The organism is Chryseobacterium sp. Leaf201 (genome assembly GCF_001421435.1).
Taxonomy (GTDB): Bacteria; Bacteroidota; Bacteroidia; order Flavobacteriales; family Weeksellaceae; genus Chryseobacterium.
In genome coordinates, this window is sequence record NZ_LMKA01000052.1 from 12,781 (window position 1) to 39,500 (window position 26,720).

25 protein-coding genes and 6 tRNA genes are annotated in these 26,720 nt (G+C 39.7%); 27 read left to right on the forward strand and 4 right to left on the reverse strand.

All coding sequences use genetic code 11. The features are described 5' to 3' along the window. The first annotated feature begins 5 nt into the window (after nt 1-5). The 23 genes from ASE55_RS04320 (at nt 6) to ASE55_RS04425 (ending at nt 17,198) form a co-directional block, all read left to right on the forward strand. Entirely contained in the window at nt 6-1,139 is a 1,134-nt protein-coding gene (locus ASE55_RS04320) for an AAA family ATPase (RefSeq protein ID WP_056216015.1), read from the forward strand. Then, nucleotides 1,112-1,855 carry a hypothetical protein gene (locus ASE55_RS04325; protein WP_056216017.1) on the forward strand — a complete coding sequence of 248 codons (744 nt, stop codon included), beginning with the start codon at nt 1,112-1,114 and terminating at the stop codon, nt 1,853-1,855. The genes ASE55_RS04320 and ASE55_RS04325 overlap by 28 nt, the downstream gene beginning before the upstream one ends. Continuing rightward, nucleotides 1,846-4,233, forward strand: a complete 2,388-nt coding sequence (locus ASE55_RS04330) for a hypothetical protein (protein ID WP_056216019.1) — start codon at nt 1,846-1,848, stop codon at nt 4,231-4,233. The genes ASE55_RS04325 and ASE55_RS04330 overlap by 10 nt, the downstream gene beginning before the upstream one ends. Continuing rightward, nucleotides 4,223-5,929, forward strand: coding sequence for a hypothetical protein (locus ASE55_RS04335; protein ID WP_056216021.1), 1,707 nt, complete (start codon nt 4,223-4,225; stop codon nt 5,927-5,929). The genes ASE55_RS04330 and ASE55_RS04335 overlap by 11 nt, the downstream gene beginning before the upstream one ends. After that, entirely contained in the window at nt 5,922-6,941 is a 1,020-nt protein-coding gene (locus ASE55_RS04340; RefSeq protein ID WP_056216022.1) for a tetratricopeptide repeat protein, read from the forward strand. Before ASE55_RS04335 ends, ASE55_RS04340 begins: the two co-directional genes overlap by 8 nt. Nucleotides 6,942-6,966: 25 nt before the next feature. Beyond that, a complete protein-coding gene (locus ASE55_RS04345; RefSeq protein ID WP_056216024.1) occupies nt 6,967-7,185 on the forward strand; it encodes a hypothetical protein in 219 nt (72 codons plus the stop codon). Nucleotides 7,186-8,079: 894 nt separating this feature from the next. Then, nucleotides 8,080-8,153: transfer RNA gene (locus ASE55_RS04350), tRNA-Arg, on the forward strand. 192 nt (nt 8,154-8,345) lie between these two features. Beyond that, nucleotides 8,346-8,418 (forward strand) — tRNA-Glu (locus ASE55_RS04355). A 649-nt stretch (nt 8,419-9,067) separates the two neighbouring features. Further along, nucleotides 9,068-9,149 (forward strand) — tRNA-Cys (locus ASE55_RS20275). Nucleotides 9,150-9,306: 157 nt separating this feature from the next. Continuing rightward, nucleotides 9,307-9,392 (forward strand) — tRNA-Tyr (locus tag ASE55_RS04360). Between the two features lie 80 nt (nt 9,393-9,472). Further along, a tRNA-Glu gene (locus ASE55_RS04365) sits at nt 9,473-9,545 on the forward strand. Between the two features lie 50 nt (nt 9,546-9,595). Next, nucleotides 9,596-9,669 (forward strand) — tRNA-Leu (locus ASE55_RS04370). Between the two features lie 162 nt (nt 9,670-9,831). Further along, the gene (locus tag ASE55_RS04375; RefSeq protein WP_056216026.1) at nt 9,832-10,317 is read left to right on the forward strand and encodes a ribonuclease H-like YkuK family protein; all 486 of its coding nucleotides are present in this window, start codon (nt 9,832-9,834) and stop codon (nt 10,315-10,317) included. Nucleotides 10,318-10,438: 121 nt separating this feature from the next. Continuing rightward, the gene (locus ASE55_RS20725) at nt 10,439-10,918 is read left to right on the forward strand and encodes an ATP-grasp domain-containing protein (RefSeq protein WP_056216027.1); all 480 of its coding nucleotides are present in this window, start codon (nt 10,439-10,441) and stop codon (nt 10,916-10,918) included. 8 nt (nt 10,919-10,926) lie between these two features. Then, nucleotides 10,927-11,214, forward strand: coding sequence for an ATP-grasp domain-containing protein (locus ASE55_RS20730; protein WP_056216029.1), 288 nt, complete (start codon nt 10,927-10,929; stop codon nt 11,212-11,214). Nucleotides 11,215-11,226: 12 nt separating this feature from the next. After that, the gene (locus tag ASE55_RS04390; protein WP_056216031.1) at nt 11,227-12,036 is read left to right on the forward strand and encodes a hypothetical protein; all 810 of its coding nucleotides are present in this window, start codon (nt 11,227-11,229) and stop codon (nt 12,034-12,036) included. A gap of 75 nt (nt 12,037-12,111) precedes the next feature. Further along, a complete protein-coding gene (locus ASE55_RS04395; protein WP_056216033.1) occupies nt 12,112-12,495 on the forward strand; it encodes a cyclic-phosphate processing receiver domain-containing protein in 384 nt (127 codons plus the stop codon). Then, nucleotides 12,482-13,054: a DinB family protein gene (locus tag ASE55_RS04400; RefSeq protein ID WP_056216035.1), complete on the forward strand. Its 573-nt coding sequence runs from the start codon at nt 12,482-12,484 to the stop codon at nt 13,052-13,054. The genes ASE55_RS04395 and ASE55_RS04400 overlap by 14 nt, the downstream gene beginning before the upstream one ends. After that, nucleotides 13,051-14,064: an RNA ligase, Rnl2 family gene (locus ASE55_RS04405; protein ID WP_056216036.1), complete on the forward strand. Its 1,014-nt coding sequence runs from the start codon at nt 13,051-13,053 to the stop codon at nt 14,062-14,064. The genes ASE55_RS04400 and ASE55_RS04405 overlap by 4 nt, the downstream gene beginning before the upstream one ends. Nucleotides 14,065-14,192: 128 nt before the next feature. Next, a complete protein-coding gene (locus tag ASE55_RS04410; protein WP_056216100.1) occupies nt 14,193-15,137 on the forward strand; it encodes a peptidase in 945 nt (314 codons plus the stop codon). Between the two features lie 215 nt (nt 15,138-15,352). Next, the gene (locus tag ASE55_RS04415) at nt 15,353-15,916 is read left to right on the forward strand and encodes a metallophosphoesterase family protein (RefSeq protein WP_056216038.1); all 564 of its coding nucleotides are present in this window, start codon (nt 15,353-15,355) and stop codon (nt 15,914-15,916) included. Nucleotides 15,917-16,001: 85 nt separating this feature from the next. Continuing rightward, a complete protein-coding gene (locus ASE55_RS04420) occupies nt 16,002-16,547 on the forward strand; it encodes a 3'-5' exonuclease (protein WP_056216039.1) in 546 nt (181 codons plus the stop codon). Nucleotides 16,548-16,646: 99 nt separating this feature from the next. Continuing rightward, nucleotides 16,647-17,198, forward strand: a complete 552-nt coding sequence (locus ASE55_RS04425) for a 3'-5' exonuclease (RefSeq protein WP_056216041.1) — start codon at nt 16,647-16,649, stop codon at nt 17,196-17,198. 58 nt (nt 17,199-17,256) lie between these two features. On the opposite strand, the gene ASE55_RS04430 is transcribed toward ASE55_RS04425, so the two are convergent. Further along, nucleotides 17,257-17,703, reverse strand: coding sequence for a VOC family protein (locus ASE55_RS04430; protein ID WP_056216043.1), 447 nt, complete (start codon nt 17,701-17,703; stop codon nt 17,257-17,259). 339 nt (nt 17,704-18,042) lie between these two features. Here ASE55_RS04430 and ASE55_RS04435 point away from each other — a divergent pair, with 339 nt between their 5' ends. The 3 genes from ASE55_RS04435 to ASE55_RS04445 all read left to right on the forward strand — a co-directional run bounded on the left by ASE55_RS04435 (nt 18,043) and on the right by ASE55_RS04445 (nt 21,220). Continuing rightward, nucleotides 18,043-19,560: a TROVE domain-containing protein gene (locus ASE55_RS04435; protein WP_056216045.1), complete on the forward strand. Its 1,518-nt coding sequence runs from the start codon at nt 18,043-18,045 to the stop codon at nt 19,558-19,560. A gap of 171 nt (nt 19,561-19,731) precedes the next feature. Next, complete coding sequence (locus ASE55_RS04440) at nt 19,732-20,307, forward strand: hypothetical protein (RefSeq protein ID WP_056216047.1); 576 nt, start codon at nt 19,732-19,734, stop codon at nt 20,305-20,307. A 619-nt stretch (nt 20,308-20,926) separates the two neighbouring features. Next, the gene (locus tag ASE55_RS04445; protein WP_185116273.1) at nt 20,927-21,220 is read left to right on the forward strand and encodes a phosphate ABC transporter substrate-binding protein; all 294 of its coding nucleotides are present in this window, start codon (nt 20,927-20,929) and stop codon (nt 21,218-21,220) included. 916 nt (nt 21,221-22,136) lie between these two features. On the opposite strand, the gene ASE55_RS04450 is transcribed toward ASE55_RS04445, so the two are convergent. Together ASE55_RS04450 and ASE55_RS04455 are read right to left on the reverse strand one after the other, a co-directional pair. Continuing rightward, on the reverse strand, nt 22,137-22,478 hold the full coding sequence (locus ASE55_RS04450; RefSeq protein ID WP_056216048.1) for a hypothetical protein: 342 nt from the start codon (nt 22,476-22,478) through the stop codon (nt 22,137-22,139). 12 nt (nt 22,479-22,490) lie between these two features. Continuing rightward, complete coding sequence (locus ASE55_RS04455) at nt 22,491-22,907, reverse strand: hypothetical protein (RefSeq protein ID WP_056216050.1); 417 nt, start codon at nt 22,905-22,907, stop codon at nt 22,491-22,493. Nucleotides 22,908-23,436: 529 nt separating this feature from the next. Between ASE55_RS04455 and ASE55_RS04460 the strand changes: the two genes are divergently transcribed. Next, nucleotides 23,437-24,975, forward strand: coding sequence for a SulP family inorganic anion transporter (locus ASE55_RS04460; RefSeq protein WP_056216052.1), 1,539 nt, complete (start codon nt 23,437-23,439; stop codon nt 24,973-24,975). Nucleotides 24,976-25,254: 279 nt separating this feature from the next. On the opposite strand, the gene ASE55_RS04465 is transcribed toward ASE55_RS04460, so the two are convergent. Next, entirely contained in the window at nt 25,255-26,682 is a 1,428-nt protein-coding gene (locus tag ASE55_RS04465) for a hypothetical protein (RefSeq protein WP_056216054.1), read from the reverse strand. Nucleotides 26,683-26,720: the final 38 nt, after the last annotated feature.

Genomic DNA, 26,720 nt, shown 5'->3' on the forward strand with positions numbered 1-26,720 from the left:
AATTAATGACTCAGAATATTGAAAAATTAAATAAAGTCCTTACCTACGTCAAAGACACTTTTGTCGGCAAGAATGATGTGGTAGACCTTTTGGGAATCTGTTTGCTGGCCAGGGAAAACGCCTTTTTATACGGGCCTCCCGGAACAGCAAAATCTGCTATTGTAAGAACGCTGGCAAAAACCGTTAAAGACGGGAAAAACTTTGAGTACCTGTTGACCCGTTTTACGGAACCGAACGAAATTTTCGGGCCTTTTGACATCAGGAAGCTGAAAGAAGGGGAACTGCTGACTAATACCGAAGGCATGATGCCGGAAGCCTCCATGGTTTTTCTGGATGAGATTTTCAATGCCAATTCTGCCATTCTGAACTCACTCCTGATGGCTTTGAATGAGAAGGTCTTTAAGAGAGGGAAAGAAACCCGGCATCTTCCGGCCCTGATGTTTGTGGGAGCCAGCAATATGCTTCCGGAAGATGAAGCATTAAATGCCCTGTTCGACCGTTTCCTGATCCGGATCAATGTGGATTATGTACATCCCGAGCTTCTTCAGCAGGTACTTCTGGCTGGAAGGAAATTGGAAAATGCTACAGAAACGGAAATACCCGAAATTCTCACGGACGAAATCAGGGAACTTCAGAGTCTTTGTAAAAGCGTTGATCTAAAACCGGTGTATGAAGTTTACCTCAATACCATCATCAGCCTCAGGAATACAGGCATTGCGATTTCCGACCGTAGGGCTGTGAAACTGCAGAACCTGATTGCAGCAAGTGCCCTGATCTGCGGAAGAACCGAAGCCGTTTTATCTGACCTGTGGGTGCTGAAACATATCTGGGATACTCAGGAACAGATTGAAATTCTGGAAGGAATCATCAACCGGACCATTGAAAAAGACGATAATCCGAAATCCCATCCGCAGGCACTGCAGAATAAAGCGCCGAATCCGGAAGAGATCATGAAAGACGTGAAAATCCTGGTCGGAAAATGGGAAAGCGCAACTTTGGGTTTTGAAGAACAGAATGTAATCAAAGATAAATTAAGATACCTCCAGACCCGCTGCGACTGGATCAGGAACCCTGAACAGAAACAGTATATTCAACAGGAAATTGAACGTCTATGGCAAATGATCCTTCAGAGCCTGTAAAAGAATTCTGGGCAGAGCTTCCGCGTGCTGATGAAGATGTTCTCGGTTCGGTTCGTGACTGGAAAAATATCCAGATCGCACTGGAAGAAGAGGTGATCTGGCTGAAAGGTTTTACCGCTGAACAGGCTGCTTCACCGGAAATTCAACAGCTGCCCAATCTTTTGCTGTATGAATTGAGAGAAGGGCTTTTATTTCGGAAAGAGGCACTCGTTCCCAGTAAAAAAGTACGGACTGCATTGCTGTGGACGGCCATTGATCAGGCATTACGGCTGACTTTCCCTCTGTCCAACAACAATTTTTTCGGGATTGATGAAAAAATTACGGTCAGGCTGAAACCCGGCGAAGAAGTGCAGCCTGCGGTTGCTTTATTATCTCCTATGGCTGAAATTAAAGACTTGATGATTACCCTGCCTAAATTTAAACTCGAAAAAATAGACTGGACAGTCATTAACAACAGAGCACTGTTTTTAGGAACCCCGTTACTGGGTTTCCCGGGAAAAACATACTGGACGAAAGACGGCCATCTTCTGCCGGCAGGTTTTGATTTTGAATTTAAAAATATAAGTATCCTGCTTCAGAAAAAATACAATGAAACACTGGACCAATGGCTTGTCTGGAACGAAGACGGAAGTTATATATCTGTTACTAAAAACGATTTCCGGAAATTGTCCGTAAGCTCATTCCGTCTCACCGAAAAATCACAGGAATGGAATTAGAAGCGTATTTCCAGTCATATGAAGGGTATTTTTGGGAATGGACCACTGATGAAGATGTTCCTGACCCTTCGGGCTATCATGAAAACAACCTTATCTCGATCCCGAATGTGGGGGCTATTGCCTACAGGCCTTATGTCATCGAGGTATTAAAGGAACTGAAAGACCAGGGGTTTCCGCCTTTCGGTGCACTGCTCCTCGTTTTATATGCTCTGCAGGATGGATACCTTAATATGGATGGTGTTTTTTATTATTTAAAAAAACATAGCGAATCATTCGGGACAGAGAAAAAGGATGATATTGAACCGGCTATGCGTTTCCTGAAGAACTTGAACAGCCTTGGAAGTTCAGTTAAAAAAGGACAGAATAAAATGGTCTTATTAAAGACCGTTTTTAAAAATACGCATAACATTCTTTCTGCCGGCAATTCAGAATTAATCATAAAGGTTTTCGAAAAAAGGCCGTACAAAATTTCCGCATCGGCAGAGAAGAAACCACTGACATTTTCGGTCGTTAACAATGATATTAAAGTTTTAGCACTTCTTCAGAATACATTTTCAACCACGGAAGCCATCATTGAATCGCTGAAAAGCGTCGTTGATATTCCCGGGTTGGAAGACGAAGTAGTTCAGGAGGAAACCACTGTTGACAACGGAAAAGATTTTATTCAGGAACTCACTGAAGATCCCAAAACATTCCAGGTCGGAAGCCTGATTAAAAGAATCTGGAGCGGGCTGAAAATTCCGATGCGGCATCTTTCTCCCGGTGAACAGCCGATTGGAGGGATTTCTGATATGACCAATAAAGGTGATTTTAACAGGATGCTGCTGTCAGAATTTGCCAATGAAGATGAGGTTTTCATGAACCGGGTGGCCAATCACGAAGCTCTGTACATCCAAAGAGAAGTTCCGCCTGAAGAAAATATTTTTGAAAGGATTATCCTGATTGACACCTCCCTGAAAAACTGGGGAACCCCGAAAGTCCTGGCGTTTGCATCTGCCATTGCCGTTATCAAACATCCGAAAGCGCATTCGGAATGTAAAATTTTTGCTTTAGGACAAAATATAATTCCGATTTCTTTAAATACAACGGATGAAGTCATTGATCATCTGAATCAGGTAAGTCCGGTCTTGGAAGTTTCCCAGGCACTGGAAAAGTTTTTTAATGAAGAACATACGGAAAAGGAACTGGAAGTTTTTTTCATCACCAATCAGGAAAATTTAGAACATCAGAAGCTTCAGAGAGTCATTCACGAAAACAGGGACCGGCTGAAATTCCTGGTCACCACTTCCTCAAATGGCGAGCTGAACTTTTACAAACACCATAAAGGCACAAGGAAGCATGTTCAGAAAATGGTGCTCCCACTGAAAGAACTGTGGGCAAACCCTCCGAAACATAAACAGGGACAGGCAGGTTCCGGAAACGGAATCAAAGTCCTGGTTCCGCAAAACTACCCGCTGCTGTTCCCAACACCCAAAGACAGGATGAAAACGTTTCTGTATGAAGGGGAATTTTATATTCTAAGCAATAAGAAACAACTGCTGAAAACCTATTTGTCAGACAACTATTATAACAGAAATATTTATCAGAATACCAGTATCCAGCGGGGTTGTGAAGTGGTTCTGGAAGATATTTCAGTAAAACCGGGAGGGCAGTTTTCACTCACCAAAAATAAATCGGGAGACTATATCCTGGCACAGTACCGGCCGGCCAGGAATATACTTTCCAAACTGAACCTGGTTACAAAAGAATATTCTGAACTTAACCTTACCGGACAGAATATCCCGCCGGGTTACAGGCTGCTTTATTTTAACAAAAGCTTTTACCTGCATGAAGAGCATGCACCTTTTGTTTTTAAGGCCGGTACAGAAGGGAATATTTCAATTGAACAGGTTAAAAATGATGACGAGATTTATAGGAATGATGTAAAAAACGAAGCTGAAATAAACCGGTTGAAAGACAGAGGAATAAAAATATTAAGTAATTTTACCAGAATCGGGATTAACGCTGCAGATGAATTGGTTGTATCCAAATGGGCTTTAACGAAACATGATGAAAATGCCTACAGCTTTGATAAGAATACAGAGGAGATCACGGTTTGGTCTGCCCAGCATAAAAATAAATTTACTTTCGGCGACGGCAGCGAAGTTGTTACGGATTCCCGCGGAATGATGACCTTTATGAGCAGCAATAAAAATATTCCTGCATTTTACGTCCCTTCCACCCATTACGGGTATCTGGCATTGGCTACCGAAAAAGAGTTCGGAGGTTCGGAATATTACCTGCCGAAGGAAACAAAGCTGAAAGTAAGGGAAATGGACGATATGTATTCTGATTATATGGACGCTTTCATTAAACATATTCTGGAGTATGGAGCTTAGAATCACACCCTTTCCGAAAAATAACTATCCTAAAAAAGGGCTTTTAATCAAAGAGTCTTCACCGTTGATATGGCTTCATGAAATGGAAGTTCTGGGGATAGGATTAAGCAGCGTCAGATCGTTTCCTGTTCCGTCACTTGAACCGAATGTGCTGTACGGCTGTTTTCTGGTTTTCCCGGATCTAGCTTTGAACGAAATCGGTAAAAATGCTTATTTTCAATGTGTCGGTAACAGGCTTTTCATTCCGGAAAACACAGATTTTTATCCGAAAGTACATCCGGAAGAATGGCAAAGTATTGAAACGGAATTTCTTATCATGCATCCTGACTTCGGACTGGTAAAATTAGAGGAAGAAATCCACTGGCTTTCCCTGATCCGGGATCCCGGACAGTCAGGAGATCAGGTACGGAAACCGCTGAACGGGGTAAAAATCCCACAGAATATTGAAAGCTTTACGGTGGAAATGGACGATGAAAAAGTCCTGGAAGCCCTTCAGAAACCGCAAACGGAAGAAGAATGGATGAAAGATCTTCCTTTTGACCTGAAAAAGGTAATGGCAGGCAATAAAAAGGAAATTGAAAAATACCTGAAATACATTGAGAAATATCCCGACCGGGCAGTAGAGCTTGGGATTCCGCTTGATGTCATGGGGACGTCAAGAGGCAACGGTTTCGGGAAATTTAAATTTTTAGAAAAAATAGGATTAGGGAAACTGTTTCCAGGAAATACTTCCGGAGAGCGGTCTTTTTCCCCCGCAAAGTACAGCTGGGTCTTATGGTCGGTATTTATTATTGTAGGCGTGGTGTGGTTTTCACTCTATCAGATGATTGAATCTCCTCCGTCTGAGGAGACCCCTTCTTCAGGCAAAATTTCAGAGGTTGATGAAAATATGATGTCACCGGTTGTAGCTTATCAGTCAGGCGTTACGGATATAGACATGAAGATTGATTCTCTGTACGGGTCAAAAAGGCGGGATCTGCTGAATGAACATGAGAGGGCGGCAAGCTGGTACAAGGATCAGGATAATAAAAACAGCTACCGGGAATATCTGAAGAACGGAGGCCGGCCTATTGAAAAGATTTCTGAAGAAATAGACGGGGTTGCACAGGAAATAAAGAGTTCTGAGGATTCACTCAAAAAAGTATACCATAAAAAAATTGTAAAATACCTGGTGCAGAATGAAGAAAAGTACAGGAAGAAAATTGCAGATTCACTAAGTAAAGTAAGTTCAGGGAGACCTGCTGATGAAGGTATTGTAAAACATATCTGGAAAAAGAAGCAGGTCCTGATCGAAGATTCCCTGGGAAGGCTGTACGGGACAAAAGAATATGAGGAGCCTCCATTTAAACCGGAACAGGCAGGAAAATTCCGGGCGTTTGAAAAGGCGGGTTCCGAAACAAAGCATCATATTCTGGAAATTATTTTCTTAATTGTTCTGATGACGGGGATTGTCGGCTTGTATTCATATTTCGTAAAAAGAAAAAAACTGAATATCGGAGGCAGAAACATCCCCGGGAGAACCAAAGCTATCCTGATTTTAATTTTAACAGCCATGCTGGTTTATCTCTTTTATCCCCTTATTGAAATGTTCGGATACAACTGGTTTGTCTGGGTGCTGGTGATCTGTGTTGTCCTGCTTCTGTACCGTCTCTTCAGTGATGATAAAACCATTTTAAAATCGGATAAGGATGAATAAGCAGAGGTTTACAGATAAATTTTTGGCCGCATTTTTTATTCTGGTCTTTCTCAAAGTAATCGGGATGCTTGCGCAGCTGTTTCATGAGAGTTTCTGGAGCGTGATCGGGAAACTTGTTATTTTCCTGATTGTGGCTGTCATCATTATGATGGTGCTTAAAAACTTTGAGGATAAAGAAAAAGAAAAGGAATCAGGCCGCAAAGGCAGGTCGGGCGGCGATAATTTTTATATAGAATCTTCACTTTTCGACAGGATCCGGAATAAATATGAAGAGCTTGCCAGGCAGTATATCGCGGAACAGGAATACAAAAAAGCAGCAAAAGTGTACATGAATCTTCTGCAGAACCATTACCGCGCTGCAAAAACGCTGGAAGAAGGAGGCTTTTATAATGAAGCAGCCGTAATCTATCTTAAAAAATTAAAAAACAGATCCGAAGCAGCCCAGTGTTATGAAAAAGCAAAACAGTACAGGAAGGCCATTGATCTTTACAAAGAACTGGAGCAGAAAGAAAAAGTAGGCGATCTGTACAGGGAAATTAACGATATGAAAAATGCCAATGCCTATTATCAGATGGTTGCCGATGATTATGTGAACAACAGCCAGATGGTAAAAGGGGCACTGGTTTACCGCAAAAAAATGGAGCTGCCCGCAGAGGCCCAAAAAGTACTGCTGAAAGGTTGGAAAGAAAATAAGGATGCTTTCAACTGTCTGAATAATTACTTTGCCAATATTTCTGATGTTAAAAAGCTTGGGCAGGAAATCCGGCATCTGTATGAAAAGACCACTTCAGACCAGAAGATCACGTATCTTGAAGCGATGAAATATGAATTCAGGAAAAGCCCCGATCTTCAGAAAGCCACACGGGATATCGCCTATGAAATTATTGCCGAAAAAACAGCTACCCGTTCTGAAATCGTTAATGAACTGAAACATTTCAATCCTGATGATGATATGATCTTAAAGGATATTTCCAGATATAAGACGGGGCGAAACAGAATGTTCAGGAATTAAATAGGTAAGCATTAATACAAAAAAAATGGACTACACCAAAAAATATATTTACTTCAAGCATGAAGGTAAGGATATCTATAAAATCATAAAAGAAATGATGACGAGGTACAAAAGTCCATTGTTTGCGATTAGAAAAATAAGGGAAATATTTCCTCAGCTTTCTTTAATGGAAGCCAAAGAAGTGGTAATCATCGCTACTACCAAGTTTGTCAGACTATCAAAAGAGCTTATTTCCGGATCTTGAAGAATTAGGTAAACTATTGAATGAAGAAGATGAAGATGAAAATCTGTAAGGTGGGTTTTAGGATCTTGATACCTCATCATTTATTGGAATATCATAAAATACGTTAAAATATTAATAAAAACATTTATCTTTGCCTCAACAAAATTATGACAATACAAAGAGCACATATCAATGTCAACCTATGCGGAAGCCCTTCACTAAAGGGATTGTTCGGATATGAATGGATGATATGGAATGAGGCGGAATGTGCTTGCTTTGAAAATTATTTACAATAAACCTGTAAAATTTTATCAAGATATAGTAAAAACGCCTCAGTAAACGGGGCGTTTTTTGTGTTTTTAAGACGGAAATTATTTAGAATGAAAAAAAATAACCGGAAAAGTGAAAATTATTTAATCAACAATGAACAATTAATACGAAAATAAAGCGTGATCGATAACCCAATGAGAGACAGTCATTTAGGTAATTAAGGCATCTGTACCATAGTACGGACAGGAATTCCCTACGCTGGAATTAATATATAAAATACTGATTTTCAATTCATTAGGTGAAAAATAAATTTGCAGATTAAAAAAAATCATACTTACTTTGCAACCGAAAATTAAAAGCAACACGTTTTTAATCATTCAAAAAACATTTTTAACAAACAGGAATACAATGAAACAATTACATAACATAGCTGATTTATATTCAGGACAAAACGGACTGGAGCCGATGGGAGTGGGATATGCATGTATTCTTGATAGTGAATTTGTGGATAAAAGGTGCTTATATAATAGCGTCAGTTAATGAACTGATACGTTAAATAATATGAAGCGCCTCCCGAAAAGAGGCGCTTTTTTTATGTTTCTTCAGTCCTGAAATTCATAAACAGCCCTTCGGGATTACAAAAACAGTTCTGTAGCTCAACTGGATAGAGTGCCGGTTTTCTAAACTGGAGGTTAGAGGTTCGATGCCTCTCAGAATTACAAAGATTCACGGAAAATTTTGGCTCCGGCTGTCTCCCGGAAAAAATATTGAAGTGAATCTGCAAAACTGGAAAGATAACAGTGGTTGTTTACCTGCCTGGAGGCAGAGGTCACAAGATCAGATGCCGGGAATTCGTGAACCATGAAAACGTTATATAAAGATGGTGAACAACCCTGCTTTCCATAACATTTGCTCCATTCGTCTAACGGTTTAGGACGGCTGCCTTTCGAGCAGTAAATAAGGGTTCGATTCCCTTATGGAGTACAATTTTTATTAAGTAAAAAGTAAAAGTAAAAAGTAAAAAGTAAAAAGAAATTGAATAGGTTTCATAAGCCGAGGCTGAAGGTTCGAAATCCGAAGGATTCGTGAATACAAAAATTAAATATAAAATTCATGAACAATCCTTCCGAAATTACAGATAATGAAGTTAATTGTTTCAGAAGAGAAAAAGAAAAAGTCTGTCGAGCGCAGAAGATCTTTATAAAAACACATATACAGACAGGCTTTCTCTTAACTCTAAATGAATAATGAAGGAAAAGATGAACGTTAATTAAATACAGAAGTGAGAGATTAGAGATTAGAAATTACTCATTACCAATTATTTATTACCCATAATTGATGGTTCGCCGAAGGGGAAGAGCCGGGGCGGTCTGCAAAACCGTTGCGTAAGCTGAGTGGGTTTGAAATGTGAAACATTCGTGAATTCAAATAAAAAATAAATGGTTATGAACAATCCCATAACCATCTCAAAATTAACTCAATGAGATGAGTTCCGAAGAAAAGTGAAAGTCTGTCAGGCGCAGAAGTTCTTATATCAAACAAAAAAATAAGACAGGCTTTGTTTTTCTTTAAAAACCGGGTAAAAGTAAGTTGGTAAAATCACCCATTACCAATTGCTTATTATCCAAAAATTGATGGTTCGCCGAAGTGGAAGAGTCGGGGCGGTCTGCAAAACCGTTGCGTAAGCTGAGTGGGTTTGACTCCCATAACCATCTCAAATAACTCAATAAGATGAGTTCCGGAGAAAAGCAAAAGTCTGTCAGGCGCAGAAGTTCTTATATCAAAACAAAAATATGACAGGCTTTGTTTTCTTTAAAAACCGGGTAAAAGTAAGTTGGTAAAATTACCCATTGCTTATCAACCATAAAAAAAGGAAGTACGCCGAAGCTGGAGAGTCGGGGCAGACTGTAAATCTGTTGTTTATTGCTGAGCAGGTTCGAATCCTGCTGCTTCCACCAACACCGCTGATAATGTAACGGCAGCATGCAGGAAATGTACTCTTGTTGTTCAGGTTCGATTCCTGGTCAGTCGGTTAATTGCTCTATTCGTCTAACGGTTCAGGACGCCTGCCTTTCGAGCAGAAAATAAGGGTTCGATTCCCTTATAGAGTACAATTTTATTAAGTAAAAAGTAAAAAGAAATTGAATAGGTTTCAAAAACTGCGGGAATGGCGGAACTGGCAAACGCACCTGATTTAGGATCAGGACATTAAGGGTTCGAATCCCTTTTCCCGTACAGAATATGAATAATGAGCAATGTGTAATAATCAAAAGTCACAACTCATAACTCATCACCCATAACTCAAAAATGGGTGGTTAGAAAAAGCCGAAAATAAAAATCAGGGATCAATGATCATTTATGAATTATAAAAAGTATAAAACTTAACATGTAGAAAAAATGGAAACGCAACAACAAAAATGGCAGAATATGAACGGAAAAATTTTCCGCAACCCTATCACACAGCTGGTAGAAGAAGCCATCCTCCGAGAACAGGCCAACGGGCACCGGCTGAAAGTGTGTGTGGGATCAGATTCCCATGTATACGGTGATGCTATTAATTATGCTACGGCAGTCGTAATCATCCGCGAGGGAAAAGGAGCGTTTACCTTTATCAGAAAAGAAAGAGAATTCCAGCGTATCAGTATCAAGGAACGGATGCTGAATGAAGTCAACAAATCTGTAGAGATCGCTTATGCCATCTGTGCTGTCCTGGAAACGTATGATGTGGAAATGGAGGTACACGCAGACATTAACACCGACCCTGATTTTAAATCCAATGTCGCTTTGAAAGACGCCATGGGCTACATTCTGGGAATGGGATATGTATTTAAAGCAAAACCTTATGCATTCGCAAGTTCCAATTGTGCTGATATGATGGTGTGACGGAGCGGGAAGCGGGAGGACAGGAGGCGGGAAGTTTTTAACCCATGATATAACCTTCGTGCATCCGCCTCTTTGGCTTTCGTCCAAAAAAAGATAAAAAGAACCTTAAAAACTGATAACCATGTATTTTTTAATCCAGGCCAATGTATACTCAGATCCAGATCATTATAAAATTTTTGATGCTCTGGAAGAATTGAATATTGATTACGAGGTCATTAATATCCCTCCAAATGCGGAAAGAATTGATTGCGAAACAGACAGGAAAGATGTTTTCGTGTATGGATCGGTAACCATTGCAAGACTGGCAAAACAAAATACAGAATGGGTTCCCGGTTCTTTTTACGGAGGCAGTCATTTGTATGAGGTGTATTCCAAATATTATGGTGAAAACCTTTTGAATCATAATGTTTCCGTTCACAAAATCCCAGAAGCTTTAAACTGGAAAAAAGATGAACTCAAATTCATCAAACCCTACAGTGAAGCGAAGATTTTTACAGGAAAGGTTTTTAACCGAACAGAATGGGAAGATTTCGTTTTCGAATCACTGGAAAATCAATCCAACAGGATTACAGAAGATGCTCTGGTACAGGTTCTGAAGTAAAGCAAACCGTGAAAGAAGCCAGGCTCTGGATTGTCGGCGGAAAAATTATAGACGCAGGATATTATAAATTTAATGACCATGCCCCTTTCGAGGAAAAAGTTTCAGAAGAAGGATTGAATTTCGCCAGTGAAATGATCCGGCTTTTCAATCTTGAAGAAGCTTTTGTCATGGATATCTGTTTAACCGGTGAAGGCTGGAAGATTGTTGAAGTCAACTGCATCAACAGCTCCGGGTTTTATCCCAATAGCAACGTGAAAAGTATCATCAGAGCATTGAATATTTACTTTTCAGATTAAAAGAATAACAACATGAAATATAACAGGATAGCCGTTATCGGCTTGCACGAAGAAGAATACCGGTATATACGGGAACATTTTGAAGGATTGATCATCTGGCATCAGTCGGTTCCGAAAATAAAAGTTGTAGACGGAATATTATATGTCGAAAAAGCCCAGGGCGTAGGGATGCTGCCGGTAGATAAAGTAATTTATCACGGGATTTTTGAAAATGATCTCGATTTTATTTCAGGGCTGGCTTTATGGAACGGCCCGTGCTTCCCGAATGCATACGGAATGATGGAATGCAGGCTTAAAATACCCTGCCTGGTGAAAGCCATGAAGTTTTCTGAATTCAGTTCCCCGAGAGGATTTATTTCAGAAGGTGCCTATGTAACAACAGATACGGAACGGGTTGCCAAATGGGGGAACTGGCATTGCGGGGAAAATAAGCATAAGTTTTCCGGGAGCTGGGAGAGCACAGAGGATGCGGTACTGGAACCCTATTTTGAAGGTGAAGCCGTGAGGATCTTGCATATTGGCGGAAAATCCTGGCAGATAAAACTGGAAGGAGATACCTGGTTAAAATCCATTCATCCTGCACAGGTACGGTTCATGGACATTGACGAAGGTCTTCTGAGAGATACGCTGAACCTGAAAGACCGGATCGGGATGGATCTCATAGCCAACGACTATATTGTCTGCGAAGACGGAACCAGGCATTTATTGGAAATAAACCATATCCCGAACATCACGAGGTTTGAAGAAATAAGGCTCCACTTTTTAGATACCGTTGTCAGCTGGATCCATGAGGATGAAGATAATGATGAAGACGGACTTTAAAAGTTCCGGTTCTTTTCCGTGAAGGATTAAAACCCATGAAACAATTACTGTATCATATTTTAAAAAATTAAAGCAATGGAACGTACAAAAAGATTATTGTTTCTGGACGATATAAGATACCCGCTTGATGCATATCATTATACAGAACAGGATATGTTCCTCAGGGAAGACTGGCATGTTGTCCGGAATTATGCGCAGTTTGTCAGCAGGATCCTGGAAAAAGGACTTCCGGAAATGATTTCTTTTGATCATGACCTTGCTGATGAGCATTATTTAGAACAGGATTCTCAGGAATATGTAGAAAAAACAGGCTACGATTGTGCAAAATGGCTGATAGAATATTGTATGGATCATGATGCGGAACTGCCTGAATTCTACTGCCATTCCATGAATCCGGTAGGAAAAGAAAATATCGAAAGCCTGTTAAATAACTTTAAAAAACGTAATGGAGATTTTTAGATTAATTCAGCATGTGAAAATGCATTTGAAATTCAGTTTTGATGAGCTCGACCGGTGGTTTGAAAAAGATAAAACAATCTTAAATTATAAACCTTCAAACGGAGGCTGGACGGTTCAGCAGATTTTAGAACACATCAGTCTGACGAACTTTTATCTGTTGATTCTTATTGAAAAAGGTTCAAAAAAAGCAATGCGGAATTATCTTAATCTTGATTTGAATCTTGAAATAAAGAATTACAGTTTCAATAAAGATAAATTTGATAAAGTAGGTGAGTATGGTGCTTTTGAGTGGGTGAGACCCGAGCATATGGAGCCAAAAGGAGAGTTGAATTTAAATCAAATCAGAAGTTTGATTTCTCAGCAGTATCATCAGTGCTTAAATTATTTGGAATTGATGGAAAATGGTGAAGGTCTTCTCTGTAAAACAACAATGACCGTAAATGAGCTGGGGAAAATCAATGTATATGAATACATTTATTTTCTTTCACTTCATGCCTGGAGACACCTTGCTCAGATGAAAAATAATGAGTTAGAAACGATTAAAAATTTAAAAAAATGATTTTCAAAACATATAACACAATAGAAAATGCTTACCAGGCCCGCGTGATTGATCAGATCAGGATGCAGGGCTTCGGGGATGAGGTTTTCATCGTGCAGGAAAAGGTTCACGGTGCCAATCTCTCTTTCTTTACCGACGGAAAGGAGATTAAGATGGCCAAAAGAACCGCTTTCATCGAAAAGGATGAGAAGTTTTACAATGCACATGATATTTTAGAACGTTACAGAAAAAATGTAATTCATATCTTCGAGAAAGTGAAAGCCGTTTATCCGGATATGGAAACGGTGGTGATCTACGGCGAACTGTTCGGCGGAGGATACAAACATAAAGAAGTAGCGCCTGTAAAAGATGCCATCAAAGTGCAGAAAGGCATAGAGTATGCGCCGCACAACGAATTTTACGGATTTGATATCAAACTGAACGGCACCACGTATCTGGATACGGATTTAGCCAATCAGATTTTTGAGGAAACCGGATTCTTCTATGCGAAGATCCTGTTTCAGGGGACTTTGGAAGAGGCTTTGAAGTTTCCGAATGCTTTTGGTTCTAAAATTCCGGCATGGCTGGGCCTGCCTGAAATTGAAGATAATATGTGTGAAGGGACCATTATTAAAACTTTGAAAACCAGGTATTTTGGAAACGGCGCCAGGGTCATTCTGAAAAATAAGAACGAGAAATGGACCGAAAAATCAAAAGTAGTCAGAAAAGAAAGGCCCGCCAGGAAAGATGTTCATTTCAGCGGAAAAGCCCGGGAGATTTGGGAAGAAATCCGGAGCTATGTAACTGTAAACAGGCTGAATAACGTCATGAGCAAAACCGGTGAATTCGAACCTGAAATGATGGGGAAAATAATCGGTCTTTTTTCACAGGATGTTCTGGAGGATTTTGAGAAAGATTTCCCGGAAGCTTTCGCAGCCATAGAAAAAGATGAGCAGAAGAGAATCAATAAAAAATTGAATTCTTTGGTCATTGATCTTGTAAAACAGGAGCTGATGACGCTTAAAATTTAGTTTCGGTAATTTTTACCGGAACTTTTTGTGTATTAATAAAAGCCACAGAATTTACCATTGAGTCTGTCATTTCATTAGGGATTCAGATATGGAAAAGGAAAAAAGTGGCTAATAAAAACTGGAAAAAAATGATACAGGCAGAAATAAAAAGCCTTTTAAGAGAAGACATCAGCATATTAATAAAAATCCCGAATTCCGGGAAGCATTATCTGTGTGATTGTGGTGAAGCAGGTTTGCTGACGGTAAAAGAAATACAGTCGGTTTCCGCTCTATTCATCAGCCATACACATATTGACCATTTTTCAAATTTCGACGGAATTTTCAGGCATCAGATCGGAAGCGGAGAAAAAATCGTGATCTGCGGACCAAAAAATATCCATAAACAGGTCGAAGCAAGGTTGAAATCCTATACCTGGAATTTAATTGATGAAAAGGCTATTGAATATGAAATCCGGGAAATTGTTTCAGAAGCGGAAATCAAGGTGTACAAAATCCGCCCGCCGCACTGGAACCCAGAATTTGTCACGACTCAGAATGTCCTTTTTGAAGATGAAAATGTAAGTGTTGATTTTGCAGTTCTTGACCATAAAACAGATTCAGTTGCGTATCTGTTTAAGGAAAAAGATTCGGTTACCTTTAATGAAAAGGCTTCCGGGTTTAAGAAGGGAAAGTGGATCAGTGAACTGAAGACCGCTTTCGAAACTCAGGATTCGGAGAAAGAAATTGAGATTGAAGAAACCGTTTACAAAGTTTCTGAACTGTTTCATTTTCTGACCCGTAATGAAGGTTACAGGTTAGGTATAATTATGGATCATGCAGTAGCTGAAATCAATTATGAAAAAATAAAAAAAGTCTTTAGAAAAGCGGACCTGGTGTATATCGAAACCTTTTACAAGGATGAAGATCAGGAATTGGCAGACATTAATTATCACAGCTTTGCTTCGGCATCCGGAAAAATCATGAAGGACTGTGAAGTAAAGGAAGCTGTTCCGGTGCATTTTTCCAGAAAATATACGGAAAGCGACCGGATGGAAATTGAAACTGCTTTTTATAAGGCGTTTCAAGGAAATTAATTAAAATGTTTATTAAACTAAAACCAAAAAAGATTTAACACTTAAGCTGTTTTTAAGTTTAAGTACAGATGTGAAAAAAAACACTTAAGTTTTTGAAAATCTTTGATTTTCATCTCATGTAAATTAAAATGTTTTCAAAGCATTTAACTAAAAAATGAATGTGTTCTTAAGCGTTAAAAAAATAGGTCTTTTGTGGTTAAAAACAAAATCAAAAAATGAAACCGAATATATTTTTTACAGCAGACCATCATTTTGGTCATGAAAATATTATAAAATTTTCCGAAAGGCCTTTTGAGTCTCTGGAACACATGAATGAAGAACTCATCAAAAGATGGAATGAGAAAATCGGAACCCAAGATACCGTCTACCATTTAGGCGATGTCAGTTTAGGCAAACCGGATTTCACCAGAGAATTGCTGGACAGGCTGAACGGAAACATCCACCTGATCAAAGGCAATCATGAAGGGGCAGCACTGACTTATCCGAAACGTTTTGAATCCATAAGGGATTACCACGAACTGCGGATTGACGAGCCGGAAAACAGCAACGGCAAGCAGAAAATCATTCTGTTTCACTACGCCATGCGGACCTGGAACGGTTCACACCGGGGAACGTGGCAGCTCTACGGCCATTCCCACGGAACTTTGCCGGATGATGAAATGGCATTAAGCATTGATGTCGGTGTGGATTGCCATCACTTTTATCCGGTTTCTTACGAAGAAGTCAGGGAAATGATGAAGAAGAAAAAGTGGGTGCCGCCGTTTGCACCGAGAAATTAATGAGAGGGAAGCCGGGAGGAGGTTTCTGGAGTCTGTTATTCACTTCCGGCCTCCAACTTCCGCTTCCATTATTTAAATCAGAATTATGAAAACAACAAATGAAATACTCATCATCGACTTAGAAGCTACATGCTGGGAACACGACAGGATTCCTGCCGGGCAGAAAGTCGATATCATAGAAATAGGGATTTGCGAACTGAACAGGGCAACCAAAGCAATTTCCAAAAAGCAGAGCATTTACGTCATTCCCGAACGGTCGAAAATCAGTGGATTCTGTACTGACCTGACAGGGATTACGCCGCAGCTGATAAATGAAAAAGGAATCCATTTTGAAGAAGCCTGTGAGAAAATCAGGGATGAATACAATTCGCCTTCGCTGGCCTGGGCAGGTTTCGGAAGCTTTGATAAAGAGCAGGTTGCAGAACAATGTGATTATCTCGGTATCGAAAATCCTTTTTCCGGAAATTATATCAACATCATGCATCAGTTCAGAGCCTATAACGGACTTTATAAAATGATGGGACTGAAAAGAGCCCTCAAGGCCCTGAATATGGATTTTGAAGGGAACCATCACAGCGGTGCGGACGACGCTTACAATGCCGCCAGAATTTTAAGGGAAATTTTGGAATAATTTGGGTTGGAAGTCTGAAGCTGGAAGTGAATAATCACCGTCATAAACTTCCATCTTCCTGCTCCCATCTTCCACTTTTTACAACAAATATTTAAACAAATGAAAACAACAGACAATATATTAATTATAGACCTCGAAGCCACATGCTGGGAAGACCGGCCGCCGAGAGGACAGGAAAGTGAAATCATAGAAATCGGCGTGTGTATCATGGATGCGCAAACCGGTAAGATTTCACGGAATGAGGGCATTTTAGTGAAACCTCAATACTCAAAAGTGAGTCCGTTCTGTACGGAACTGACTTCCATTACCCAGCAGATGCTGGATGATGAAGGTATTTTACTGGAAGACGCTTTGGATATCCTCAGGGCAGAATACAGTTCTGAAGACCTGACCTGGGCAAGCTACGGAAACTATGACCTGAATATGCTGCAAAACCAGGCAAGAAGATTCAGGGTGGATTATCCTTTGAGTGATGACCACATCAATGTGAAAACCTTATTCGGACAAACGCATCCGACCGTCCGTAAAAGTGTCGGTATGGCAAGAGCTTTAGGTGAACTGAATCTTAAGCTGGAAGGCACCCATCACAGAGGTGTGGATGATGCGAAGAATATTGCGAAAATATTGCACTGGTGCCTGAAGCAACAGTAATGTAACAGTTTAGCAATCTGAAAATGTAACAATGCTCCCTTTTAAAAAGGGAGTTTTTTTATTTCTGATTCAGCCATTCCTCATAAGAAACTACGCCTAACCCCGGTTTTCCGTCGCCTTCCAGAATGGAAATGAATTCCAGCTGGTTTCCGTCAGGATCATTGAAATAAATGGCCAGAGCCGGCATCCAGGCAAAAACCATGGGTTCTTCAATGCCGTCTTTGAGAAAATTGTAAGGCTTTAATTTCTTGCTTTTCAAAAACTCAGCACTGTAATTCAGGATGTCTTCCTGATCAGCAGAAAAGGCAAAATGCCTGGCCTGCAGGTTTTCTTTCTGTTCCCACAAACCCAGCATGGCTTCTTTGTTTTTACCGATCCATAAAAAAGCAATCGGGCGGGTTTCATCCCGATGAGCCAGTTCCAATCCCAAAACTTCAGTGTAAAACTGCACAGCATTTTCCAGATTGCTTACCTGAATATGGGTTTCATATAATCCTTTAATCATCGTTTAAATTTTAATGTATACAAAGCTAAACAACGGATTTCCAAAAGTTGCCGTCTGCTAATCTCTTTATCTAAACTGAATAATAGAGAGATTTTATTTAAGCTCAATCAGCCTGTCAGGGTTTAAAACCCTGACAGGCTGATTGACAGAAAACAGTTCAGGATCAGCAGTTCTGGCTTACATAGAATGAAAAGCTTTTGTCTTTTGGAGTTTCCCTGAGAAACTTTCCAATAAATTTTAACTGCGCAAAAACACTGCGCAATACCGTCATTACTTTGCATCAGAAATCAGGGAGGAAATGATAATCCTCAAAAATGTTTAACCATAAAAACAGTAACCATGAAATTTAATTTTTTAAGAAAAGAAAATAAAGTAGTGACCAACTACGAAGGCGCGAAAGCATTCACGATGACCCCTGCAGAAGAACTGTACAGTGCTGTTGTTACAACAGGATTATCAAACACTTCATATGAAAAGGGAACTGACAGGCTGACAAGAATCCAGTCTCTGATCCAGAAAAACGACCCGGAATTCGTGGCGAAGCTGGCCGTCTATGCAAGGAAAGAAATGTACCTGCGCTCCATTCCATTGGTTCTGACGACCGAACTGGCAAAACAGGTTTCAGGTACTGACTTGGTAAGCAGAACCGTTGACGGAGTGATCCAAAGAGCAGACGAAATCACGGAATTGCTGGCGTATTACCAATTGGCCAACGAAAGAACAGAAACGAAAAAGCTGAATAAACTTTCAAAACAGATCCAGAAAGGTCTGGTGAAGTCTTTCAATAAATTTGATGAATACCAGTTCGCAAAATACAACAGAAAAGCTGAAGTTACGTTGAAAGACGCATTGTTCCTGGTTCACCCGAAAGCAAAGGATGAAAACCAACAGGCAATCTTCAACAAGATCGTCAACGATGCATTGGAAACTCCATACACCTGGGAAGTTGAACTTTCTGTGCTGGGTCAGACAAAATTTGCGGATGATGCAGAAAGAAAATCAGCGTTTAAAAACAAATGGGAAGAATTGATTTTCAGCAACAAACTGGGCTATATGGCAACCTTGCGGAATCTCAGAAATATTCTGGAAGCTGGTGTTTCTTCAGATGCAATGTACAAAGTGTGCAACTATTTGTCGGATGAAAAAGCCGTAAGAAACTCAAAGCAGCTGCCGTTCAGGTTTTTGGCGGCGTATCGCGAATTGAAAGCCATCGATTCACCTTACCTGTCCTCGATCCTGGAAGCACTGGAAAATGCGGTAATGGTGAGTGCGAAAAATATCAAAGGTTTTGGTTTCGATGCTTCGGTGGTTATTGCGGCAGACGTTTCCGGTTCAATGCAGCAGCCGGTTTCCCCGAAATCTAAGATTCTGTTGTATGATATCGGCCTGTTGATGTCGATGATGCTGCAGTCGCAGTGCAGAAATGTGGTTTCCGGTATGTTCGGCGACCGTTGGAAAAGAGTGCCGATGCCTAAAAACGGAATACTGAGAAATGTGGACGCGTTTTACAAAAGAGAAGGTGAAGTAGGTTATTCCACAAACGGTTATCTGGTGATTGAAGATTTGATTGCCAGAAAAGAAAGCGTGGATAAAGTAATGCTGTTCACCGATACACAGCTTTGGAACAGCAACGGCGGCGGAAACTCTTTTGAAAATTCATGGAACCGGTACAAAAGTATCAGTCCCAATGCAAAATTGTATATTTTTGACCTGGCGGGTTACGGAAAACAGCCGCTGGATGTCAGAAAAAATGATGTATACCTTATCGCAGGCTGGTCCGACAAGACTTTCGATGTACTGAATGCTTTGGAAGACCGGAAATCTGCGGTAGAAATAATTAAAAAAGTAGTGCTGTAAAAGGCACTGCTTTTAAAAATAAAACTGATAACCATTAATTTTTTTAGGAGCTTAATCCCGCTTTCCGCTGTATCTTTTTCACCAGCGCTTTTTTCAAGCCATTTCAGAAAAAGGATGCCGCTTCAATCGGGGCTAAAAATAAAAACCGCATAAAAATGATACAACTTTTTAATGTCATTGAAATTAATCCTTTCAGATATTCGAAAGAAGAATATGAATTGCCCGAACTTTCAGATTCACCAAGCTCTGCATCAAAGGTGGCAAAAAGCTATATCAACATTAAATCTGGATTTGAATCCAATTAAGAAAGGTTCTTATTTTGTAGATATTGAAACTGTGGATGATGAAAATTTAAGAATTATTTTGAAAGTAGTTTTTAATGATGTCGAAACTGAAGACGAAGATTATCTGATGTTATTTAATGGTGGGTTGATTTTAAAGAAAGATGATAAGATTCTTCTTGAACCAACTTGCTGTGTAGATCTTGCAGATTTAAAGGATTGGGAATATATTTTTGAAAACAATTCATCAGGCTGGTCACAATTATGGATTGGGCATCCTTATGTTTTTTATAGAAAAAATGAAGGTAAAATTGAATTTTCAGAGTATACGGAGTTAATGTTAAGTGAATTGGAAAACATACAGCCTGTTTTTGAAGTTAATGAATCAGAATTAAAAACTGAAATTAATAAAATGAAAGAACGACAAATAAATTTCCATCATAGAGTCGTAAAACTTTTAAAATAAATTTCAACTGCGTAAAAAGAATGCGTACTACCGCAATAACTTTGCAGCAACAATAACCATAAGAACTTAAAAATAACCGATGCCGTAAGAAAAGAAATCCTTCGACTTCCAATTGACACAGAGTCTTTTCGCAAGATTGCTCGGTTAAACTAACCAATGTCGTCCATAAGAGTTCCATCGTCAAACTTCCAATTTGAATACTATTTAAAAACTCTTATACCCTGTTACTTGGTTTTAATTTTAAATAAATTTTACCTGCGTAAAAAAAATGCGTACTACCGCAATAACTTTGCAGCAACAAATAACAATAACCATAAGAACTTAAAAATAACCGATGCCGTAAGAAAAGAAATCCTTCGACTTCCAATTGACACAGAGTCTTTTCGCAAGATTGCTCGGTTTCGGTTTAAACTAACCAATGTCGTCCATAAGAGTTCCATCGATCAAACTTATAACTTGAACAATATCAAAACGCTTATAATTATTACTTGGTTTTAAAAGAAATTTCAACAGCATAAAAAGAATGCGTACTGACGCAATTACAAAAAAAACAATAACAATGAATCATTATAAAAAATGTCTGAAAGAAACACTGTATTGAGGTTAATACTCAATACATATGAAAAAATTTAAGTCACTAAGACAAGCTTTCGGAATCGATAAATACGGATTAATTGATTTCCCGCAGAAAATTTCAAATATCCGGATTTCCAGAATTTTATATGGAAATGAAATGGGCTGCTCTTATTGTTTCCCACATGGCTATGAAACAATTAATTCAAAAGAAATTAAGTTTCAGAGAAATTGGAAAAAATACAGAAAAATCCAATGGAAACTGAAAAGTAAGTGTCGTAAAGCAGAGTTTCTTCGTGGGGACAGCAATACAGGTTCAAATCCTGTTCTCGAAAATTAGGGATAGTATAATGGTATCACTCTGTCGGTAAGTCTCTGTTTGATTTTTTACCTTACGTTAAAAATAATCGATGCCGTAAGAAAGAGTTCCTTCGGCTTTCATTGAACTAAAAACTCTTTTTAAAAGTTGCTCGGTTTAAATTATTTTGCAGGTGCCGTAGATAAAAGTTACTTCGTTATTTTACAAAGGTTCGAATCCTTTCGCCGAAAGGTGTGGTCGAGTGGCTAGACAGTTTTTAAGTAAAACTTTTATCAATATTTGCCTTGTATTTTTAGAATAAAATTATAAAATATAAAAATCAAGTGTCGTTTTAGAATCATACTTCGAATATTAATCATTGGGTCACAGGTTCAAATCCTGTCTTCTCTGTTGTAAACGGGAAGTAGCTCAGCGGGTAGAGCAAATGCACTGAAAGATTCTTAATTTTTTACCTTGATTATAATAAAGAGTGTCGTAGAGAAAACTTACTTCGGTACATCTTATGATATTGGTTCAACTCCAAAAATAAATCTGAAAATGGTTTATATAAGTTTTTTCATTATTTACCTCTTTTAATTTTAATAAAAACAAGTGCCGTAGAACAGCGTTACTTCGCTATGACCGACGGGGTCGCGGGTTCGAGCCCCGCCTCTTCCACAAACAAAACACAGATGGATAAGGGAGAGTAGCTCAGCTGGTTAGAGCACGACTGCGCTTTTTGACTGTTGCTTTGTTTTATACATAAAGTGCCGTAAGGGAAAGATACATCGTCTCTTTGGGGAGGAATAATGAAGCCGGTAATTCCGGCAAGATTATCCGGTTCGACTCCGGCTTGACGTGCCCCGCATTTTTTCTTTTCCTGCCTTTTGCCTTTAATACATAAAATCCGGAAATGATGCGTATCGTTTCCGGATTTATTTATGTTGCTGTGCTCTGTTTACTGAGCCTGTATTTTTTCAAATTCTTTTTCAAAAGTCTTTTTCCATTTGGCAATGGTCGTTCTGCTGATCCTGTATTTTTTAGACATAAAGCTGGTGGACAGGTTGTGTTTCTGCTGATACTGCAGGAGCTTCAGCATGGTCTTCTTGTCATAGGTTTTAAGCTGCTGATTATTTTTCAGGCTTTCTTTGGATGATTTGAAAATCAGATCGTTGAGTTTTAAAATGTCCTCAGAAGTCTTTAAATTATTCAAAAGCCTCAGGACTTTAGGATCTTTCAGCTTTTCAGGATCTTTCTCCTTAAGCATATCCTGATAAATTTTTTTATAATTGGGGCGCATGATATTCAGGATTTAGGTTTTCTGGAGCCAGCGATGCAGGGTACTTTTGGGGATGGAATATTCATTGATAATTTCAACATGCGTCATCTCGCCGGACCTTATCTTACCAATGATAAATTCCTTAATTTCCTGGGTGTAAATATTTTTCCGGAAATAGGGGATCTTTTCAGAATTCAGGCTCTTGCTTTTATCAACAGCAGAAGGCGGTGAATATAAAATCAGGTGGGAGCTGTAGATCCTGAAAAAATCATACTGCAGCAGCTTCGAGAATTTTAAAAGTACTTCTGTATCCACGGAAGCACCGGCATAGATTTTTTCAAGGCTTTCTTCATCCTTTTTCAGGAAATTACAGACTCTTTCAGTACCGATTTCCAGTTCTTCCACTCTCTCTCTGATGAGTTTTCCTATATGTATTTCTTTGTATAGCATTATTTAAGTAAACATTAGCAGTATGAATACAGCAACAGGCAGTTTATCTGTCTGTAAAAATTGATTGATGGAATAAATAATCTTATCAGATAAATTTTTTCCAGGCTATTACAGTCATTATTATATTTCTCTGCGAGATGTAAGGAGCAAAAATCATACAATTTGTTCATATCCGTTAGATTGATAAGATTCAGACTGATATTGCTGCTTATTCCTTAAAATATATCCGGCAAGGTCAGCTGTACAGATTTAAATATCCCTGCTCAATTTCCACAGCTTCATTTTAAGATAACCTGTAAACTGTATTTATTTATAATTTCTAAAATTAATCAACTTTAATTTCAAATATAAGAAAATTAGAAATAAAATGATTAAAATCAATTGAAATTAATTATACAAAATAAAATATAGGTTAAAAATATAAAGCATTAGGGGTGTTTAACAGCATTGTAGGGCTCATAATTGTTTCCGGCAGTGCAGCGGGATAAAGTTTGTGCAAAAAAAATCAAGTGCCTACCTTTGGGGCCTCATGAAAAATACCTTAAGCCTGTTCGATTTTTCGAAAAAAATAAATTATAAAAACGAATTGTTAGCCGGATTTACCGTAGCCATGACCATGATTCCGGAGTCGCTTTCATTTGCGATCCTGGCGGGGCTTTCTCCCTTAACAGGTCTGTATGCTGCTTTTATGATGGGGCTGGTTACTGCTGTTTTAGGCGGCCGGCCCGGTATGGTTTCAGGCGGTGCTGGGGCTACCATCGTGGTACTGATAGCGCTGATCAAGACCCACGGGATAGAATATCTTTTTGCAACCGTTGTGCTGGGAGGTGTCCTGCAGCTGATGGTTGGGATATTCCGGTGGGGGAAATTCGTCCGGCTGATTCCGCAACCTGTTATGTACGGTTTCCTGAATGGTCTGGCAGTCATTATTTTTATGGCCCAGGTTGAGCAGTTTAAGATTACCGGGGCAGACGGAGCTGTAAGCTGGCTGCAGGGAAGTTCTCTGTATATCATGGCCGGATTAACGGCTTTAACAGTTGCCATTGTCTACTTTTTCCCTAAAATTACAAAAGTGGTTCCCGCATCTCTGGTAGCGATTATCCTTGTCTTTGCCGTGGTTTCGGGATTCGGGATCAGTACTAAGACCGTTGCCGATATCGCCAGCATCAGCGGAACGCTGCCTGAGTTCCATATTCCACAGATTCCTTTTTCGCTGGATACGCTGCAGGTTATTTTTCCCTATGCGCTGATCATGGCCGGGGTAGGGCTGATTGAATCGCTCCTGACCTTATCCATGGTAGATGAAATTACAAATTCAAAAGGCAATGCCAATAAAGAATCGATAGCCCAGGGACTGGCCAATATAACCAACGGCTTCTTCGGCGGCATGGGCGGCTGTGCAATGGTAGCACAGACCCTGGTGAATCTCAATGCAGGTTCCAGGACGCGGCTTTCAGGGATTATCGCTTCGCTGACTATTTTAGTTATCATTCTTGTGGGTGCTCCGTTCATTGAGAAAATTCCGATGGCTGCTCTGGTAGGGGTAATGATGGTAGTGGCCATCAGTACTTTCCAGTGGGTATCCATCAGGATTGTCAACAAAATGCCGAAATCCGATATTTTTGTCGGGATTACAGTAGCTTTAATTACCATTATCCTTCATAATCTGGCCCTGGCTGTTTTGGTGGGTGTGATTATTTCAGCGCTGGTTTTTGCATGGGACAATGCAAAAAGAATCCGCGCCAAAAAGCATGTGGATGCTGACGGGATTAAATATTATGAAATTTACGGGCCGCTGTTTTTTGGTTCCGTTACTGCTTTTACCGATAAATTTGATCCGTCGGGCGATCCGGAAGTTGTGGTTATTGATTTCAGGGAAAGCCGGATTGTTGATATGAGTGCCATTGATGCCCTGGATAAACTGTCAAGAAAATACAGTGAAATGGGCAAAAAAATACATTTAAGACACCTCAGCAGAGACTGTATAAAGATGCTGAAAAATGCCGAAGCGGTTGTTGAAGTAAATATCCAGGAGGATCCGACGTATAAGGTGATGCCTGAAAATTAGAATGGGCCGGAAATCTGAAGCCGGAAACGTTGAAACTATGAGTTTGTGCAAAGAAGATCTTGATGATAAATGCCTGAAAATAATATTCTGATCATTTATTTACTCCATTACAGAATAATTTCAGTAACAAGATTCCTGACGTGATACTTACTCTATTACTTTTTCTTTTAGTGTTTCAAAAAATTACAGAGGCGGGATAGAAATATCCCGCTTTTCTGTAACTGATTAGATGGTTAAGATAACCCATGTGGATTTCTGATAATTTGATGATCAATTATCTTAATAAACCACTTTTACAATGCCGTCAGTATGATAAAAGTCTCCTGTTTCCATACCTGCACCTAATGCTGCTGCATTGTCAGGCAGATTTTGTAACCCTGTTACTTTCAGATTGGATACCGGTGCTGTTGCGCCAGTACCGATCCCTACTTTGCCCTGGAAAAAGTTCTTCGTATTTGCACCTTCTGAATAAAGGTTAAATGCAGTGGCAGGATTATCACCCGTGAAACGGTAATTGGATATATAGACGCCGTAGGATCTCGCTATAGATACCGATCCTCCACTTTGTGTGCTTTCGATAATCAGGCCGTAAAGGTTATTAATGGTTTTACTGCTGTTGCCTGAAAAGCTTGTTAAAGATCTCAAAGCGGCTGCCATACCTGTGATATTAATAGATCCTCCCGTTCCTCTTGGCTCAAATTGGTTAGAAGAGCCGATAATTCTCGCAATATTTATAGTACCACCATTAGCTGAAGGCCTGGCCGTAAAATGTCCTCCCATTACATCGTCTCCAATTGCAGTAAAGGTAAAGCCTGTGGAGGCAGCAGGAAGTGCATAACCGCTATAGGCACGAAGCGCACCACCAATGGTCAGATTACCGTTTGTTGCATTACCGGAAGCATTCGCTATATTGGCATAGGAATATCCCGCCGTAAGATCACCGCCTATGGCGTTTAAGCTTATATTGTTGGCTATTCCGTGTACATGAGTAGAGCTTCCATTATTTTTTGCACCTGTCAAATTATAATTAAATACGCCACCATAACCTCCTCTTGTTACTGTTGAAGTATCTGTTGCGGAAGAGTTTATGCCGATTAAGGTTCCTGCTCCGGAAGTGGAATTATCAAATAACGAGTTAATGATCCCATATTTAATTCCTTGCTTGTTGGAGCTCAGCTGATTGTAGACACCATACGAAGTGCCGGCTGCTCCGGAAGTATTATTTTCATTAATTTGCAGGTTTGCAATTGGCGTAATTCCTGGATTTATACCTATGGCTACTTTGCCTGTCTGGTAAATATCCTGAATATTGGAACCGGCGTCATTCGTGGTTCCCGATACTTTCCAGGGTTCGGAAGCTTTCATTGTCTGCCAAACGGTTCCGTCAAAGTAATAATGTCCGATAGAAGTTACATTTGTGGTCTTGGCGGTAACATCATCTGCTGTAGATGCGGTTGCGCTGCTGTTATCCAAAGGTGCCGTTACATAAACAATGGTTCCGTTCTGGTCAGCAGTATACAAACCATCTTTAGCCTTCAGTTGCATACCTGTTAATCTGGGAGCAATAAAACCGTCCGGTTTGGTTAGGTCAGAAGGCTTTGCTGCTACATCCAGAGTGGCTTTTGGTGTTTCTGTATCTATCCCTACCTGGGAGTAAATAAGTGAGCTTAACGTCAAAGCTCCTAGAAGAATAATTCTTTTTTTCATTTTAGCATTTTTTTTAATTAATAATTTGCATTCCTACT